General features: G+C 41.2%; 11 protein-coding genes. 5 read left to right on the top strand and 6 right to left on the bottom strand.

The window, feature by feature from the left end:
- Window positions 1-170: 170 nt before the first annotated feature.
- Entirely contained in the window at window positions 171-2,123 is a 1,953-nt protein-coding gene (locus ACUNWA_RS04100) for a cache domain-containing protein (RefSeq protein WP_445590610.1), read from the top strand.
- A gap of 131 nt (window positions 2,124-2,254) precedes the next feature.
- Here ACUNWA_RS04100 and ACUNWA_RS04095 read toward each other — a convergent pair whose 3' ends face one another.
- The 4 genes from ACUNWA_RS04095 to dacB all read right to left on the bottom strand — a co-directional run bounded on the left by ACUNWA_RS04095 (window position 2,255) and on the right by dacB (window position 6,410).
- A complete protein-coding gene (locus ACUNWA_RS04095; protein WP_445590609.1) occupies window positions 2,255-2,788 on the bottom strand; it encodes a TlpA family protein disulfide reductase in 534 nt (177 codons plus the stop codon).
- 114 nt (window positions 2,789-2,902) lie between these two features.
- Window positions 2,903-3,850, bottom strand: a complete 948-nt coding sequence (locus ACUNWA_RS04090; RefSeq protein ID WP_445590608.1) for a phosphoribosylaminoimidazolesuccinocarboxamide synthase — start codon at window positions 3,848-3,850, stop codon at window positions 2,903-2,905.
- Entirely contained in the window at window positions 3,847-4,845 is a 999-nt protein-coding gene (locus ACUNWA_RS04085) for a PhoH family protein (RefSeq protein ID WP_445590607.1), read from the bottom strand. Before ACUNWA_RS04085 ends, ACUNWA_RS04090 begins: the two co-directional genes overlap by 4 nt.
- Before the next feature lie 104 nt (window positions 4,846-4,949).
- Complete coding sequence (dacB, locus tag ACUNWA_RS04080; protein WP_445590606.1) at window positions 4,950-6,410, bottom strand: D-alanyl-D-alanine carboxypeptidase/D-alanyl-D-alanine endopeptidase; 1,461 nt, start codon at window positions 6,408-6,410, stop codon at window positions 4,950-4,952.
- Window positions 6,411-6,815: 405 nt separating this feature from the next.
- Between dacB and ACUNWA_RS04075 the strand changes: the two genes are divergently transcribed.
- Both ACUNWA_RS04075 and ACUNWA_RS04070 read left to right on the top strand, forming a co-directional pair.
- Entirely contained in the window at window positions 6,816-7,154 is a 339-nt protein-coding gene (locus ACUNWA_RS04075; protein ID WP_445590605.1) for a hypothetical protein, read from the top strand.
- Window positions 7,155-7,345: 191 nt separating this feature from the next.
- Window positions 7,346-8,680, top strand: a complete 1,335-nt coding sequence (locus ACUNWA_RS04070) for a sigma-54-dependent transcriptional regulator (RefSeq protein WP_445590604.1) — start codon at window positions 7,346-7,348, stop codon at window positions 8,678-8,680.
- A 17-nt stretch (window positions 8,681-8,697) separates the two neighbouring features.
- Here the strand turns inward: ACUNWA_RS04070 and ACUNWA_RS04065 are convergent, their stop codons facing one another.
- Complete coding sequence (locus tag ACUNWA_RS04065; RefSeq protein ID WP_445590603.1) at window positions 8,698-9,069, bottom strand: hypothetical protein; 372 nt, start codon at window positions 9,067-9,069, stop codon at window positions 8,698-8,700.
- Between the two features lie 304 nt (window positions 9,070-9,373).
- Here ACUNWA_RS04065 and ACUNWA_RS04060 point away from each other — a divergent pair, with 304 nt between their 5' ends.
- Complete coding sequence (locus ACUNWA_RS04060) at window positions 9,374-9,739, top strand: DUF190 domain-containing protein (RefSeq protein ID WP_445590602.1); 366 nt, start codon at window positions 9,374-9,376, stop codon at window positions 9,737-9,739.
- Window positions 9,740-10,016: 277 nt separating this feature from the next.
- Window positions 10,017-11,318, top strand: coding sequence for a phosphopyruvate hydratase (eno, locus tag ACUNWA_RS04055; protein ID WP_445590601.1), 1,302 nt, complete (start codon window positions 10,017-10,019; stop codon window positions 11,316-11,318).
- Window positions 11,319-11,494: 176 nt separating this feature from the next.
- Here the strand turns inward: eno and ACUNWA_RS04050 are convergent, their stop codons facing one another.
- Window positions 11,495-13,603, bottom strand: coding sequence for a tetratricopeptide repeat-containing sensor histidine kinase (locus ACUNWA_RS04050; protein WP_445590600.1), 2,109 nt, complete (start codon window positions 13,601-13,603; stop codon window positions 11,495-11,497).
- Window positions 13,604-13,641: the final 38 nt, after the last annotated feature.

Raw genomic sequence — 13,641 nt, 5'->3', positions numbered from 1 at the left:
GTTTTATTGCTGACATTATTTCATTATAATACTTAACTTTGTTAGAGGATTTAAAGGTTAGATTATTTTACTTATTTGAATGGATGGGGCAGCGTGTAACTAAAAAAAAGATTACTTCAAGAAGTTTAACGGTCATTATACGTAAGATTGTTATCGTATCAACACTGTTGATGACAGTCTTTGTAGCTGCCCTGATTACCATCCATGAAATTTTGATATTTAGAGATACTGCTCGCCAGCAGCAGGAGATGTACTTGGGCGAACATAAGTCGTTTATTCGCGATTTGATTGACATTGAGGTTGAATACATTGTCAGTCAGAAACGTTTTTTTGATGAACGGACGATGCAGAGTGTTAAGCAAAATGTGTATAATGCGCATAGTCTTGCTGAAAAGATCTATTCTACCTATCGGGACTCTTATGACGATAAAACCCTGAAAAAATTGATCATTGATGCTGTTTCTGCGATTAAAACGCCAAGCCATTTTATGGAGGTGTTCATTAATGATTTGGATGGGGTGGGCGTTTATTATCCTAGGAATCCCGATTGTAAAGGGGCTGATCTACTTCTGCATAAAGATATGAACGGCAATCAGGTTGTTCAGCGTGAGTTGGATGTTTTGAGGAGAAAGGGTGAAGGTTATGTGCGTTATGGAAATGGGAACCGACTAGCATTAACGGATACGCTGCCAGAGAATAAAATTGTTTTTGTGAAAAAGCTGACGGCGCTAAACTGGTATTTTGGTTCAAAAGCCTATCTGGAAGATTACTACGAAGAGTTTAAAAATGAGATTGGCCGAAAAATAAGTTCCGATCATTTTCGGTATGGTGGTTATGTTTTTATGAATGAAATTGATGGGACTCCGATTGTAATGGAAGGTCAGGTCTACGATGGTGATTTTAACTTCCTGGACGGGAGTGACCCGGATAGAATGGCGGTTTTTCAGCAGGAACTTGAGCTGACCTCCACTTCGCTTGATGGGAGTTTTCTATCGTATGATTGGATAAAGGAAGGCACAGGCGAAAAAATTGCGAAAATATCTTTTGTAAGATTAGTTCCTGAATGTAACTGGATGATTGGCGCTGGTTTTTACTTAGACGATGTTATGAGTGAAATCAGCTTACAGCAGCAAAAGTTAAAAAAAGAGCTGGTCAAAAATTTGATTATTCTCTTTTTTGTTTTGATGGTGGTAATTTTTATTCAGCTCTTGATTGTTTATCGTTTTAATGCCAATTTTTTAGCTGATTATAGCAATTTTACCCGATTCTTTCAGGCGGGTAAACATCATTATCAGGTTATTGAAGCCGATCAGTTGTATTTTAGTGAGTTTAAAAGCATGGGGGAAGTGGCCAACGAAATGATTCAAGAGCGACAAAAAGTGCATAGTCAGCTGGTGAAAGAGCAGAAAAAGGCCCAAGAGTCAGATCGGTTAAAAACTGCCTTCTTGGCTAATATGTCACATGAAATACGAACTCCCATGAATGCGATTCTTGGCTTCTCCAGTCTTTTGAACGAATCGGGAGTCAATGACGAAAACAAAAGGATTTATTTGCAGTTAATTGAGAAAAACGGCGAAATTTTGCTTCAGCTGATCAATGACATTATGGATATTTCTAAAATTGAATCGGATCAGTTAAAGGTTGTTTCGAGAGAATTTTTGCTTCATGAACTGCTTGATGAGTTGTATTGGCATTACAACGATTGGGCTGCGCATCAGGAAAATAAGGGAATTCAATTTGAATTGGAAAACAATTTGCCGAAAAGCTATACGATGCGAACGGATAAATTAAGACTGAAGCAGGTCTTGAATAATTTAATTGGCAATGCCTTCAAATTCACACAGGAGGGGACCATTGTTTTGCGCGTGAATAAACGCGCTTCGTGGTTGCATTTTAGTATTCAGGATACAGGTATTGGAATTTCATCGGAGGATATCGGGCAGATTTTTAAACGCTTCACCCAGGCGCGAACGCATTCTCAAAAAAACTATGGAGGAACGGGGTTGGGACTTGCTATTTCGCAGCGGATTATTCATTTGCTAGGTGGCGATATTGGAGTTAAGTCCATTCCGGGAAAAGGTTCTGATTTCTATTTTTACATTCCGGAATCACCCAAAGCTTAATCAAAAATCATTTTTGCGGCGATTTAGGTGGTTGGAGCTTTCTGGTTGGACATACAGGCTGTTGGTGGATGGAGAAAAGGAGGTCAACTGAATGAGAATAAGCAGGAGGAAGGGTGAGTAACTTTCTCATATTAGTTCGTCAATTGATCAGCAAGTATGGCTTCTAGTTTATTAAATTCTTCATCATCAAACCCAATTGAGCTGTAAATAATTTTCCCATCCTGATTAACTAAAAAGTTTCGGGGGATGAATTGGGTGGCAAAATTCGAATAAATTTTTCTTTCCGGATCAGCAATGAACTCAAGAGAAAAGTCTTTATCTTCTTTAAACTTGGTCAGCTCTTCAGGAGTGTGTTCTCGGCCAATTACCAGCAGGGTGAAGTTGGCGTTGTTTTGGTACTTTTCGAAAATGTCTTGTTGTATATGAGGTAGCTCTTTTAAGCAAGGTCCACACCAAGTGGCAAAAAAGGTGATCATAACAACTTGTCCTTTCAGTTCGGTAACCGGTTTCTCAGTCCCTGAGTTATCGGTAAAGGTGAATAAAGGAACTTGCTGGCCAACTTTTACCAGTGTTGTTTTGTTTTCTTCACTTTGGCAAGATGTTAATATTACCAAGGCAGATAGCAGGCAGAAGGCGGATAGGAAATGGATGCTTTTGAGTTTCATGGATGATGTGTTGAGATAAATTATGGACTGAATAAGATGTGTGGTATGACCATAAAAAAACCTTCGGATAAAGGATCCGAAAGTTTTTTAAGGTGTGTATTTTATTTTCAAGATCTACAAGGATGTAAGAAACGAATTGACATTCTTTTCGATACGACCTTGAATTTCCTCTGTTGCTGATTTGACAAATGAATCGCCGGTGATGTTCTCAAACAATTCAATGTAGCGTTCAGAAACCGAGTTGACAAAATTTTCATCCATAACAGGAATCTGTTGTCCGTCTTTTCCCTGGAAGCCATTTTCGATCAACCACTGGCGCACAAATTCTTTCGATAGTTGTTTTTGGCTTTCTCCTTTTTTGAGTCGTTCCTCATACCCATCACCATAAAAATAGCGTGAAGAGTCGGGCGTGTGGATTTCATCAATCAGGTAGATTTTGCCATCTTTCTTTCCAAATTCGTATTTGGTATCTACCAAAATCAGGCCTTTTTCAGCCGCTATTTCGGTACCACGCTGGAATAATTTGCGAGTGTAATCTTCCAGCATTTCATATTCTTCTTTGCTCACCAAACCTTGTGCAATAATTGCTTCACGCGAAATATCTTCATCGTGGCCTTCATCAGCTTTGGTTGTTGGGGTCAGAATGGGCTGCTCGAATTTTTGATTTTCAACCATTCCATCGGGCATTGGAACGCCGCAGAGGCTGCGTTTGCCATCGCGATATTCGCGCCAGGCATGTCCGGTCAGGTAGCCGCGGATGACCATCTCCACTTTAAATGGTTCGCAATGGTGACCTATGGTTACATTGGGATCGGGCGTAGCAATTTTCCAGTTGGGAACAATGTCAGCCGTAGCATCCAAAAATTTAGCCGCAATTTGGTTCAATACTTGTCCTTTGTAAGGAATTCCTTCCGGCAGTACCACATCGAAAGCGGAGATGCGATCAGAAACAACCATCACTAAATATTCGTCGTTAATGTTATAAACATCGCGTACTTTTCCGTGATAGACATCTTTTTGCTTCGGAAAGTTAAAATCGGTTCTTGTTAATGCTTTCGTCATTTTTTGTCGTTTTTATCTTTTTTATATGCTTCTTTTTTCGCTAATTCTTTTTGGTAGAAAAGGTCGTAGGCGTTAACAATGTCTCTTACCAACCGGTGACGAACAATGTCGTTAGCATCAAACTGAACAAATGAAATGTCCTTGATGTTTTTCAGAATCTTTTTGGCCTGAACTAATCCGGAATGATGTACCGAAGGTAAATCAATTTGTGTTTCATCCCCGGTAATGATGAACTTGGCATTCATACCCATTCGAGTTAGAAACATTTTGAGCTGGTTGAGCGTGGTATTTTGTGCTTCGTCCAGAATGACGAAGGCATCGCTCAGCGTACGGCCGCGCATAAAAGCAAGCGGAGCAATCTGGATGATGCCATCTTTCATGAACTCTTCCAGTTTCTTGGCCGGTATCATGTCCTGCAGCGCATCGTAAAGTGGTTGCAGGTACGGATCGATTTTCTCTTTTAGGTCACCAGGAAGAAAGCCCAGTCGTTCGCCGGCTTCAACGGCTGGCCGACTTAAAATGATCCGTTTGATTTCGCGGTTTTTTAATGCGCGAACAGCCAGTGCAATAGCCGTGTAGGTTTTTCCGGTTCCAGCAGGACCAATGGCGAAAATCAGATCAGATGTTTTACTTTCTTCCACCAACACCCGTTGGTTAGGTGTTTTGGCGCGGATGGGCTTGCCATTGATTCCGTGCAGCAGCACTTCTTTCGGATTTTCGAATTCGACCTCAAGTTGCGAGAAATCATTATTCATCACTTGCTTAATCGTGTCGAGACTTAACACATTGAACTGATGGTAATGATCCATCAAAAGGTGAAACTTTTTCTCAAAAGCCTCGCTTTCGATTTCATCGCCTTGAATGATTAACTGATTTCCGCGGCTGACAATATTTAGTTTTGGGAAGAATGTTTTTATCAGATCTATCTTGGTGTTGTTTACGCCGTAAAACTCCAGTGGGTCAACCCCTTCGAGATATATTTGTTTTTCAAACATAGAATTTTTTCAAGTCCTTAACACTAACAGCAAAAATAGCAAAAATGTTGGTAGTTGCCGGAAAAAGATTGTGCATTCACTCGGATATGTTTTCCCCGTGGTAGCTATTTTTTGGCAATTTGAACTAGCAAATCTTCCACCAGCTTAATCGCATCGCGCTGGCTGCATGAAAAGTTATTCAGAAAGATGGCAAATAGAATGTTTTGATTTTGGTAGCTTGTCAATTCTCCGGCATAGCAACGTACGCGGGTCATGCTTCCGCTTTTTGCCCGTAAGCTTTCGCCGGGAAAATTGAGCGGATTAAAGAAGTAGAGCGTTCCGTTGGGAACATAGGGGAGGGTCGAAAAAAACTCTTCTCCATAGCTGCTTTTTGTTTTTAGGTCATATAAAATGTCAACCATTTGTTTTGTGGTCAGAGCATTGAAATGCGATAAGCCACTGCCGTCAGCCAGAAATAGTCCATTCATATCGATTCCGCGTTTTTCCCAGAAATCGGTAATCACGTCAATTCCCTTTTTGGTCGAACCTTCTCCGTGGATTAAATAGGCCATGTATTTGAGTAAATGTTCAGCAAAAAGGTTCACACTTTCATGGTTGGTTACGCTGATAATGTCTAGCAGGCGTGGAGAGTGGGTTGTTGTAAGCAGGTGCAGCGTTGCATTGGCCTCGCGCTTGGATTGGTTTTGGATAAATCCATCCAACGTAATTTTGTTTTCGGCTATTTTGTTTAAAAAATCCCAGGCCAGCAGATATGGCGGGTTGGGAATCGAGGCTTTAACGGTGAAATCCGTTTTTCCTTTCGGAATAGTTCCCCTAATGATTTGTTTGTTTGACCGGGGAGCTCCGTAAACATAGGCCAGGTCGCGATTACGATCCGACGATTGTACCTGGTTCTCTAATTCCAATCCGGGAATAGAAGGGCTGGTATGTCTGATTGTTGTTGCTCGTCCGGCCTGGCGAGGTGAGCTGAAATGGATGGTGTACAGGTTGTCGTACACCGATAGGGCGCAAGCTCCGGCTCCATAGTAATTGCCTAAATCTTCCCAGATCCACGTATCTGGAATCATCTGCTCTTCAAATATAGAAGTATCCGTGATGAGGTTTCCAGTGATGTGCGTAATATTACTCTTCTTTAACTGGTCAACCCATTGATTCAGGAAGTGGTTTTCGAGATAATGCTTCTTGAAATAGCCGGATCCTAAAGCTGGATCGCCACCACCAACAATGAGCAAATCTCCATGAAGCGTGTCGTTCTTGATTTCGCCGAAATAGGCTAGCCGGGTTTCAAAGCGAAAATCGGGGCCAAGCATTTCCAGTGCGGTAGCTGTCGTTATTAACTTAAGGGTTGAGCCTGGAACGAGGCTTAATTGTGGCGATGTTTGCGCTAATACGTCTCCGGTTTCCGAATCTCTTAAATAAATGCCAACTCCGGCATGTTGTAAATTGGCCTTGTGCAGCCAAAGGTCTATTTCATCTTTTAGCGATCCTTGACTTTCCTGCGATCGGCTAGTCCCACTTAAGCAGATGACAAGCAGACTGATAAGAATGAACCTGATTTTGATCATGGGTATGGTTTGTGAATCAGTGACTTCGCTTGTGAGAGGTCAACTGTAGTTGTAAATCTGGTCGGAAGGTATTCATTTCACCCGAATAAATAAAAAAATCAATATTGAAAACCAATTTGGTTACATTTTCTTCAATTTTTGATGGTGAAGGCTAGTCTCCCAATCCAGTATTTGCTAATCATTCTTACTTCTTTTTTGTGGAATTTTTCTACAGCAGCATGCGTAATCCACATGGCTGAATTTCCTGTGTGCATAAGCTAATTTTGTGTTCTTTTGTGGTTAATGAGCGTGATGGTCAGTGATTTGTATTCGGATTAGTTGCAGTCTTGCCTTTTTGGCACACTTATTCCTAGTAAGAAGATCATAGAAACAATTATAAATGTAAAATCTTAAAAGTTAGAAGCTATGAAAAAAGGAATGATAATTACAGCAGCCGTGGTCGTTATAGGAATGAGTATGCCAGCCGGAGTTATGGCAGGAAACACGGATCAGTTAGTGGCAGCATCACAACAAGAAGTAGAATACGAAGACATGAAGGTGGAGGATTTACCCGAAGCGGTAACCAATTCAATTTCGGAGGGCTATGCCGATTACACCTTAGCGAAAGCTTATCAGGGCACCGACGGTAGTTACAAGGTCAAACTGACAAAGGAAGAAGAGAAGATTGTTGTATTCTTCAATGCCGATGGTGAGTTCCTGAAAATTGAAAAAGTTGAAGAACAGGTTGAAGAACCGATGGAATAAACGAAAAAGAAATCATCAGCTAGTTGGATGCTATTGATCGTTTATGCGTCCCAACCCTTATCAAGAAGAAGAGATTCTGATTGATAAGGGTTTTTTTATAAACTTTTTAGTCGGTGAATACTTATACTACTGAAGACAACTAAGCTTGAAATTAATCGTTTAAGCAATTTGAAAACGTATGGTGAAAGTTTATGGCAAGCATTCTAATTATAGATGATGATGTTACTTATGGCTTGATGCTGAAGACCCTGTTGGAAAAAAAGAACTACACGGTAACCTCCGTGTTTTCTCCTGTAGAAGCCAAGCAGCTGATTCGGGATATGTATTTTGATGTGGTGTTGACCGATCTTCGTATGCCGGACATTAGTGGCATGGAGCTGATTCGTCTGGTAAAGAAACAAGCTCCTCAAACACAGATTGTAATGATGACGGGCTACGCTGATATTGCAACAGCAATTGAGTCGATTAAAAAAGGAGCTTTTAGCTACATTCCTAAGCCCTTAAGTCCGGATGAGTTGCTGAGTGTTATTCAGGAGGCTTTGAATGCTTCAGCCGAAAATAACCTTCAGGAGCAGGCAGTGGTTGGTTCGCGGCAGCTGGCTGATTATCGCGAAGGCATAGGCAGCCTGGCTAAAAAATTACGCGAACACATTGAATTGGTTGCCCCAACTCTCATGTCGGTGCTCATTGTAGGGGAAAGCGGAACCGGAAAGGAATATGTTGCCAAGTTGATTCATGAAAAAAGTAAACGAGCCAATAAGCCATTTGTGGCCGTTGATTGCGGTGCAATTCCGAAGGAATTGGTAGCTAGTGAATTCTTTGGTCATGTTAAAGGTTCATTTACTGGTGCTATAGCCGATAAAACCGGCTATTTTGAAGCAGCTAATAAAGGCACTCTATTTTTAGACGAGGTGGGTAATCTTAGCTACACTACTCAGATTCAGCTGTTGCGTGTTTTGCAGGAGCGATTGGTAAAACCGGTTGGTAGTAACAAGGAAGTTACGGTTGACGTTCGGGTTGTGGCGGCTACAAACGAACAGCTGACAGAGGCGCAGCAACAGGGTAATTTTCGCGAAGATTTGTATCATCGACTGAATGAGTTTCAAATTAGTGTTCCTCCGCTGCGCGAACGCCAGGAGGATATTTTACATTTTGCTTATCATTTTCTGGAGCAGTCTAATCGGTACTTGAATAAGAATGTTCAGGGGTTTGAGAAAAGTCTGGAGTCCGTATTCTTAAATTACTCATGGCCCGGCAACTTGCGAGAAATGAAAAACATCGTAAAACGTGCCACGCTTCTGGCCAAAGGCCCTTGGATTGGCTGGAGTGAAATACCAGCTGAACTATATTCCGAGTTTGAAAAAAGTCAATATGCTCTGCATAATGAACGCGATGAAGATCAACTGATTTTGAAGGCACTAAAAGCAACCAACTACAATAAAAGCCAGGCTGCCCGTTTACTTCAAATTGATCGAAAAACCCTGTATAATAAGTTGAAGGAGCACAACATTAGCTTGCCTGAATAAGAGTGGACAGGTCATTTTTATTCGCCTAAGGCGTGTTCTTCGATGATGGTGTTGACCAGTATTTCGACTTGAGAGATGATTGTTTGACAGATGGCTTTCGAATCGGAGTGAGCGACTTGTTGTTCTTCCAGCTTAGTCAAAGGTTCGATCACAGTATGTGCTTCCAATTGCTTAAACATGGGCAACATTTTATGGGCAAGGTCGGCCAGCGATTGTTCATCATGCTGTTGTAGGTGTTGCTTGAAGCGCTTTATATTTTGCTGGGTAGATTGAACAAACGAAAGCAAAATCAAGCGCATGCTTTCTTCATCATGATCAGCAAATGCCCTGATCTTTTCGAGTGTATAACTTGGCATCAGCTCCTTGGCTCTTTCTTTTCTTGTTGTCATGATTCACCCATTTCTTTTTGTTAATCTCGTGCATTAAAACTAGTTATTTAGATAACAGACTTCTTCGGGTGATTGTTAATTTCGAAGCCTTTTTCAACTTATTTTTAGCTCTTTGGAGTAACTTGTTTGAGACATCACGTATAATTTGAGAAAGTCGAGAGATCTGTCAATTTTACGATGGTCGTTTAAGTGACATGAAGTTCACAAGTCACTTTTATCCCACAAAGGATAACTGAATGACCTGAGCAAACTACCTCAAGCAAGAGAGGTTGGAAAAAGAAGAGTTATTCCTAAAATTTACGCTATGAAAGGAAAAGCCAGTTTACTGAAAGTATATATATCAGAGTCCGATAAAATCGGATCGGTGCCTTTGTATGAAGAGATTGTAACCGAAGCGCGCAAATGGGGATTGGGAGGTGCAACGGTGCATCGGGGCATTCTTTCGTTTGGAGCCAGTCATTCCATTCATGCCATGAAAATGTTTGCTTTATCAAGTCATTTACCCATTGTTGTTGAGCTTGTTGACACCGAGGAGGAAATCAAGAAATTTGCAGTCCGGGTGACCGACCTGATTGAACAATCGAAAAGAGGGGCATTGGTTACCATTCAGTCGGTTGATGTGGTGCATTATAAGCCCGGGGAAAAATACAACCAGTTCAAGACGTACTAATCTTCTTGATTGGGATGGTTGAACTTTTCTTTTCAAAGATTTAATGTTGCTTGGAGAATCTTTATGGCCATAAGATCAAGGAAGTTTAGGACAAAACAGGGGCACGATGGTGAACTGTTGATGGTTGAGCTGATTTTAGTGGTTAAATTTAGGTTATCCATCGTAGGTAGACCTCTTAATTCTCGGTCGGATTTTGTATCTTTGCCAAGGTTTTTTTAAGGTTTCTAAAAATCAGAAATTTAAGATAATTAATAAGTTTAATTCAAAACCATAAATCATGTTAATTAATAACGTCGTTGGTAGAGAAATTTTAGATTCTCGCGGTAATCCTACAGTAGAAGTTGAAATCACACTGGAATGTGGAGCTATTGGTTTAGCTGCTGTTCCTTCAGGTGCTTCAACCGGTGAAAATGAAGCTCTTGAGTTGCGTGATGGCGATAAAGGCCGTTACCTTGGAAAAGGAGTTTTAAAAGCGGTTGAAAACGTAAACAACGCGATTGCCAAAGAAATTATTGGAATGGACGCTTCGAACCAAGTTGCTCTTGATAGCAAATTGTTGGAGCTAGATGGTACCAAAACCAAATCAAAATTAGGCGCTAACGCGATGTTGGGTGTTTCTTTAGCTGTTGCCAAAGCTGCTGCTAATGCACTTGATTTACCGTTATATCGTTACATCGGTGGAACCAATGCCAAAACATTGCCTGTTCCGATGATGAACATCATCAATGGCGGATCTCACTCTGATGCTCCGATCGCTTTCCAAGAATTCATGATTCGTCCTATCGGTGCTCCTTCATTCCGTGAAGGTTTGCGTATGGGTGCTGAAGTATTCCACAGCTTGAAAAAAGTTCTTTCAAAACGTAACTTGAGTACAGCTGTTGGTGACGAAGGTGGTTTTGCTCCTGCTTTAGACGGAACAGAAGATGCATTGAACTCAATCATTGAAGCTATTAAAAACGCTGGTTACAAACCAGGTCGTGCCGAAGATGGTGGTGATGTTTCTATCGCATTAGACTGCGCTGCTTCTGAGTTCTTCAGCAACGGTGTTTACGATTACAGTAAATTCGAAGGCGAAGGCGGTGCTAAGCGTAATTCAAAAGAACAAGCTGCTTACTTGGCTGAATTGGTTGCTAAATTCCCTATCGATTCAATCGAAGACGGAATGGACGAAGGCGACTGGGACGGTTGGGTTGCTTTGAACGCTGAATTAGGTGACAAATGCCAATTGGTTGGTGACGACTTGTTCGTAACTAACGTTGAATACCTGCAAAAAGGTATCGAATTGGGTGCTGCTAACTCAATCCTGATCAAAGTAAACCAAATTGGTACTTTGACTGAAACATTGGATGCAATTGAAATGGCACACCGTGCTGGTTATACTTCTGTAACTTCTCACCGTTCAGGTGAAACAGAAGATTCAACTATCGCTGACATCGCTGTTGCAACAAACTCAGGCCAAATCAAAACAGGTTCATTGAGCCGTTCAGACCGTATGGCAAAATACAACCAACTGCTTCGTATTGAAGAGCAATTGGGTGCTGCTGCTATCTACGGATACAAAAAAGTATACAAGAAGTAATTCTTACGACTGAATAATATGAAAGCCGCTTTCTGCAGAGGAGAGCGGCTTTTTTATTGGATGAAATCTTGACTTATCCTAATCTCTTCTCAACGATAAGTTAATCCTTTTTGTTTTTTCAGGTAACGTTCATTCCGGGTGGTGATTCCTGTGAAGCATGTATGTTTTATAAAGGACTAATTGACCGATGGTTTCATTCGGAGTTTTCGGGCTGTCACCTTAGGCTGATGGATGGCTGAGTTGAATAAGGCCAGTGTCAAACAAAAACGGCTGCCTTTGCCTTCACTACTTTCTGCTTTGATTTCACCATTTAAGGCCGTGGCAAATTCTTTACAAACCGTTAAGCCCAAGCCAGAACTCTTTTCACCATCTGTTCCGGGGGTTACTTTCGCACGATTCACCTGAAATAGGATGGCCAGTTTTTCAGGTGGAATTCCAACGCCGGAGTCTTGAACGCAGAGCTTGGCTAAATTGCCTTTGGCGTAGTAGTCGACCTGGATTTTTCCTCCTCGTGGAGTGAACTTAATGGCGTTATTGATCAGGTTGCGGCAAATGGTTTTCAGCATATTTCGGTCGGTCCAAACCTTTAGGTCCTCTGCTTCGTCATAAATTAAGCGGATCGTTTTTGATTGAGCAATTGGATGGTATAAGTCAAAACACTCTTCTACAATTTCGTGAAAACTAACCTTTTCAAAAAACGGGCTTAAACCCTCCGACTGGCTTTTAGCCCAGTTTAGCAGGTTGTCGGTTAACTCTAAAACCTGGTCGTTCTTTTGCTCCATCATTTGCGCAACAGCTTCCAGGTCGTCATAACGTTTATCTTCCAGGTAGAAGCCAATGAGCTTGGCAACATTGGCAATGGATACCAGCGGACTGCGTAAATCATGGGCAATAATTCCAAACAGCTTATTTTGCGTATCGATCGACTTTTGTAGTTTTTCATTTTGATCTGAAATTTGGTTACGCTGGTTTAGAATGCGTTTGCCTTGCAGCTGTAAAAGCCGGTTTACCTTGCGGTAGTAATAATAGAAGTAAATGAAAATAGCCAGGATGCCCGAAACTAGGAGAATGACAATAAAAAGGTAGGTTTGCTGGGTGCGTTGAATGTATAGTTCATCTTCCTTCAGTTGATTGTCCTGTTCTAATAAGGTGATCTGAGTGTTCTTTTTTTCTGTTTCGTATTGTTTTTCAAGCTCCAGGATTTTCTCCGTGGTTTCAAGTTGATAGATGGTGTCGTTGAGCTGGCGGAAAAGATCCATGTAGTTAAGAGCCTTATCTAGGTCTTCTGCTGATTGGGTTTCGTACCCACGCCCCCAATAGTTGAGGTAGAGGTTTTTATAATTACCGAGAATCGACTTTTTGTGATCGATTGCTTTAGCGATCTCCAGGGCTTTTAAAAAATAAGTTTCGGCCTTGGAGTACTGGTCCTGATCCATCTGGATAGCACCTAATACCCGGTAGCAAAGCTCAATTTGAGTTTGATCACCAATTTTAAAACTAGCTTTTAATGATTGGGTGATGTGTTCTTCGGCTTGCTGATACCGTTTTTGTCGGTAATACAAGGCGCCCAGGTTGTAGGTAATTGATGCCAGGTGGGCAGGATGGTTTATTTTTTGTATTTCATGGTAAGCTTTGCTATAAAGAGCTTCGGTTTTATCATAATCCCGTTGCACAGCGTACACATTGCCTTGATTCGTATATAGTCTGAAGCGCTGAATGGGAGTTAATTGAAAAAAGAAATTTTCTTCCAACTGGTTGAAATAGCTTAAGGCCAGGTCATAATTCTTCATTTTTCGATGAACCATGCCCAAGCTATTTAAAATGTTAAAGTGTAAATCGATGGTGTCGGTGTTGGTCAATAATTTTTGAGCAGCAATCAAATGCTCAATGGCAAGCTTAAAATTGTAATTATTCTGAAAATTATTGGCAAGCTGGATGTGTGTTTTAATCTCAGTGATCCGGTTGGCCTGTTTTCGGGTCTGGTTTAAAAGTTGGTTCAGGATGGCATAAGCCGTATCTTTTTTCCCCGCTAGGTAATAGGCTTTACCCTGATTGAGTTGCGTTTCCCAAATACCCTGTCGATAATGGATTGCTGTTGCTTTTTGGAAAACCTCTTGCCCTAAGAGCAGGGCGCTATCCAAATTGCGCTTGGTCAATTCATCTAGTTTGTCCAGTAAATGATTGATTTCAGTTGTGTCAGCTTGCTTTGTGTTAAGAATTTGACCGTAGGTATCCGTCAAGCTCAGAACGAGGAGTAAAAATAGAAAGCATTGATTTGGCATCATCACCAAGGATTAGGAAAAATTACATAAGCACAGCGAAA

The sequence above is a fragment of the Sunxiuqinia sp. sy24 genome (assembly GCF_052677165.1).
This window is presented reverse-complemented; position numbering and strand designations above follow the sequence as displayed.

Excerpts from the sequence above, each read along its gene's own strand:
- ACUNWA_RS04100 (WP_445590610.1), top strand. The coding sequence starts at position 171 with ATGACAGTCTTTGTAGCTGCCCTGATTACCATCCATGAAATTTTGATA.
- ACUNWA_RS04095 (WP_445590609.1), bottom strand. The coding sequence starts at position 2,788 with ATGAAACTCAAAAGCATCCATTTCCTATCCGCCTTCTGCCTGCTATCT.
- ACUNWA_RS04090 (WP_445590608.1), bottom strand. The coding sequence starts at position 3,850 with ATGACGAAAGCATTAACAAGAACCGATTTTAACTTTCCGAAGCAAAAA.
- ACUNWA_RS04085 (WP_445590607.1), bottom strand. The coding sequence starts at position 4,845 with ATGTTTGAAAAACAAATATATCTCGAAGGGGTTGACCCACTGGAGTTT.
- dacB (WP_445590606.1), bottom strand. The coding sequence starts at position 6,410 with ATGATCAAAATCAGGTTCATTCTTATCAGTCTGCTTGTCATCTGCTTA.
- ACUNWA_RS04075 (WP_445590605.1), top strand. The coding sequence starts at position 6,816 with ATGAAAAAAGGAATGATAATTACAGCAGCCGTGGTCGTTATAGGAATG.
- ACUNWA_RS04070 (WP_445590604.1), top strand. The coding sequence starts at position 7,346 with ATGGCAAGCATTCTAATTATAGATGATGATGTTACTTATGGCTTGATG.
- ACUNWA_RS04065 (WP_445590603.1), bottom strand. The coding sequence starts at position 9,069 with ATGACAACAAGAAAAGAAAGAGCCAAGGAGCTGATGCCAAGTTATACA.
- ACUNWA_RS04060 (WP_445590602.1), top strand. The coding sequence starts at position 9,374 with ATGAAAGGAAAAGCCAGTTTACTGAAAGTATATATATCAGAGTCCGAT.
- eno (WP_445590601.1), top strand. The coding sequence starts at position 10,017 with ATGTTAATTAATAACGTCGTTGGTAGAGAAATTTTAGATTCTCGCGGT.
- ACUNWA_RS04050 (WP_445590600.1), bottom strand. The coding sequence starts at position 13,603 with ATGATGCCAAATCAATGCTTTCTATTTTTACTCCTCGTTCTGAGCTTG.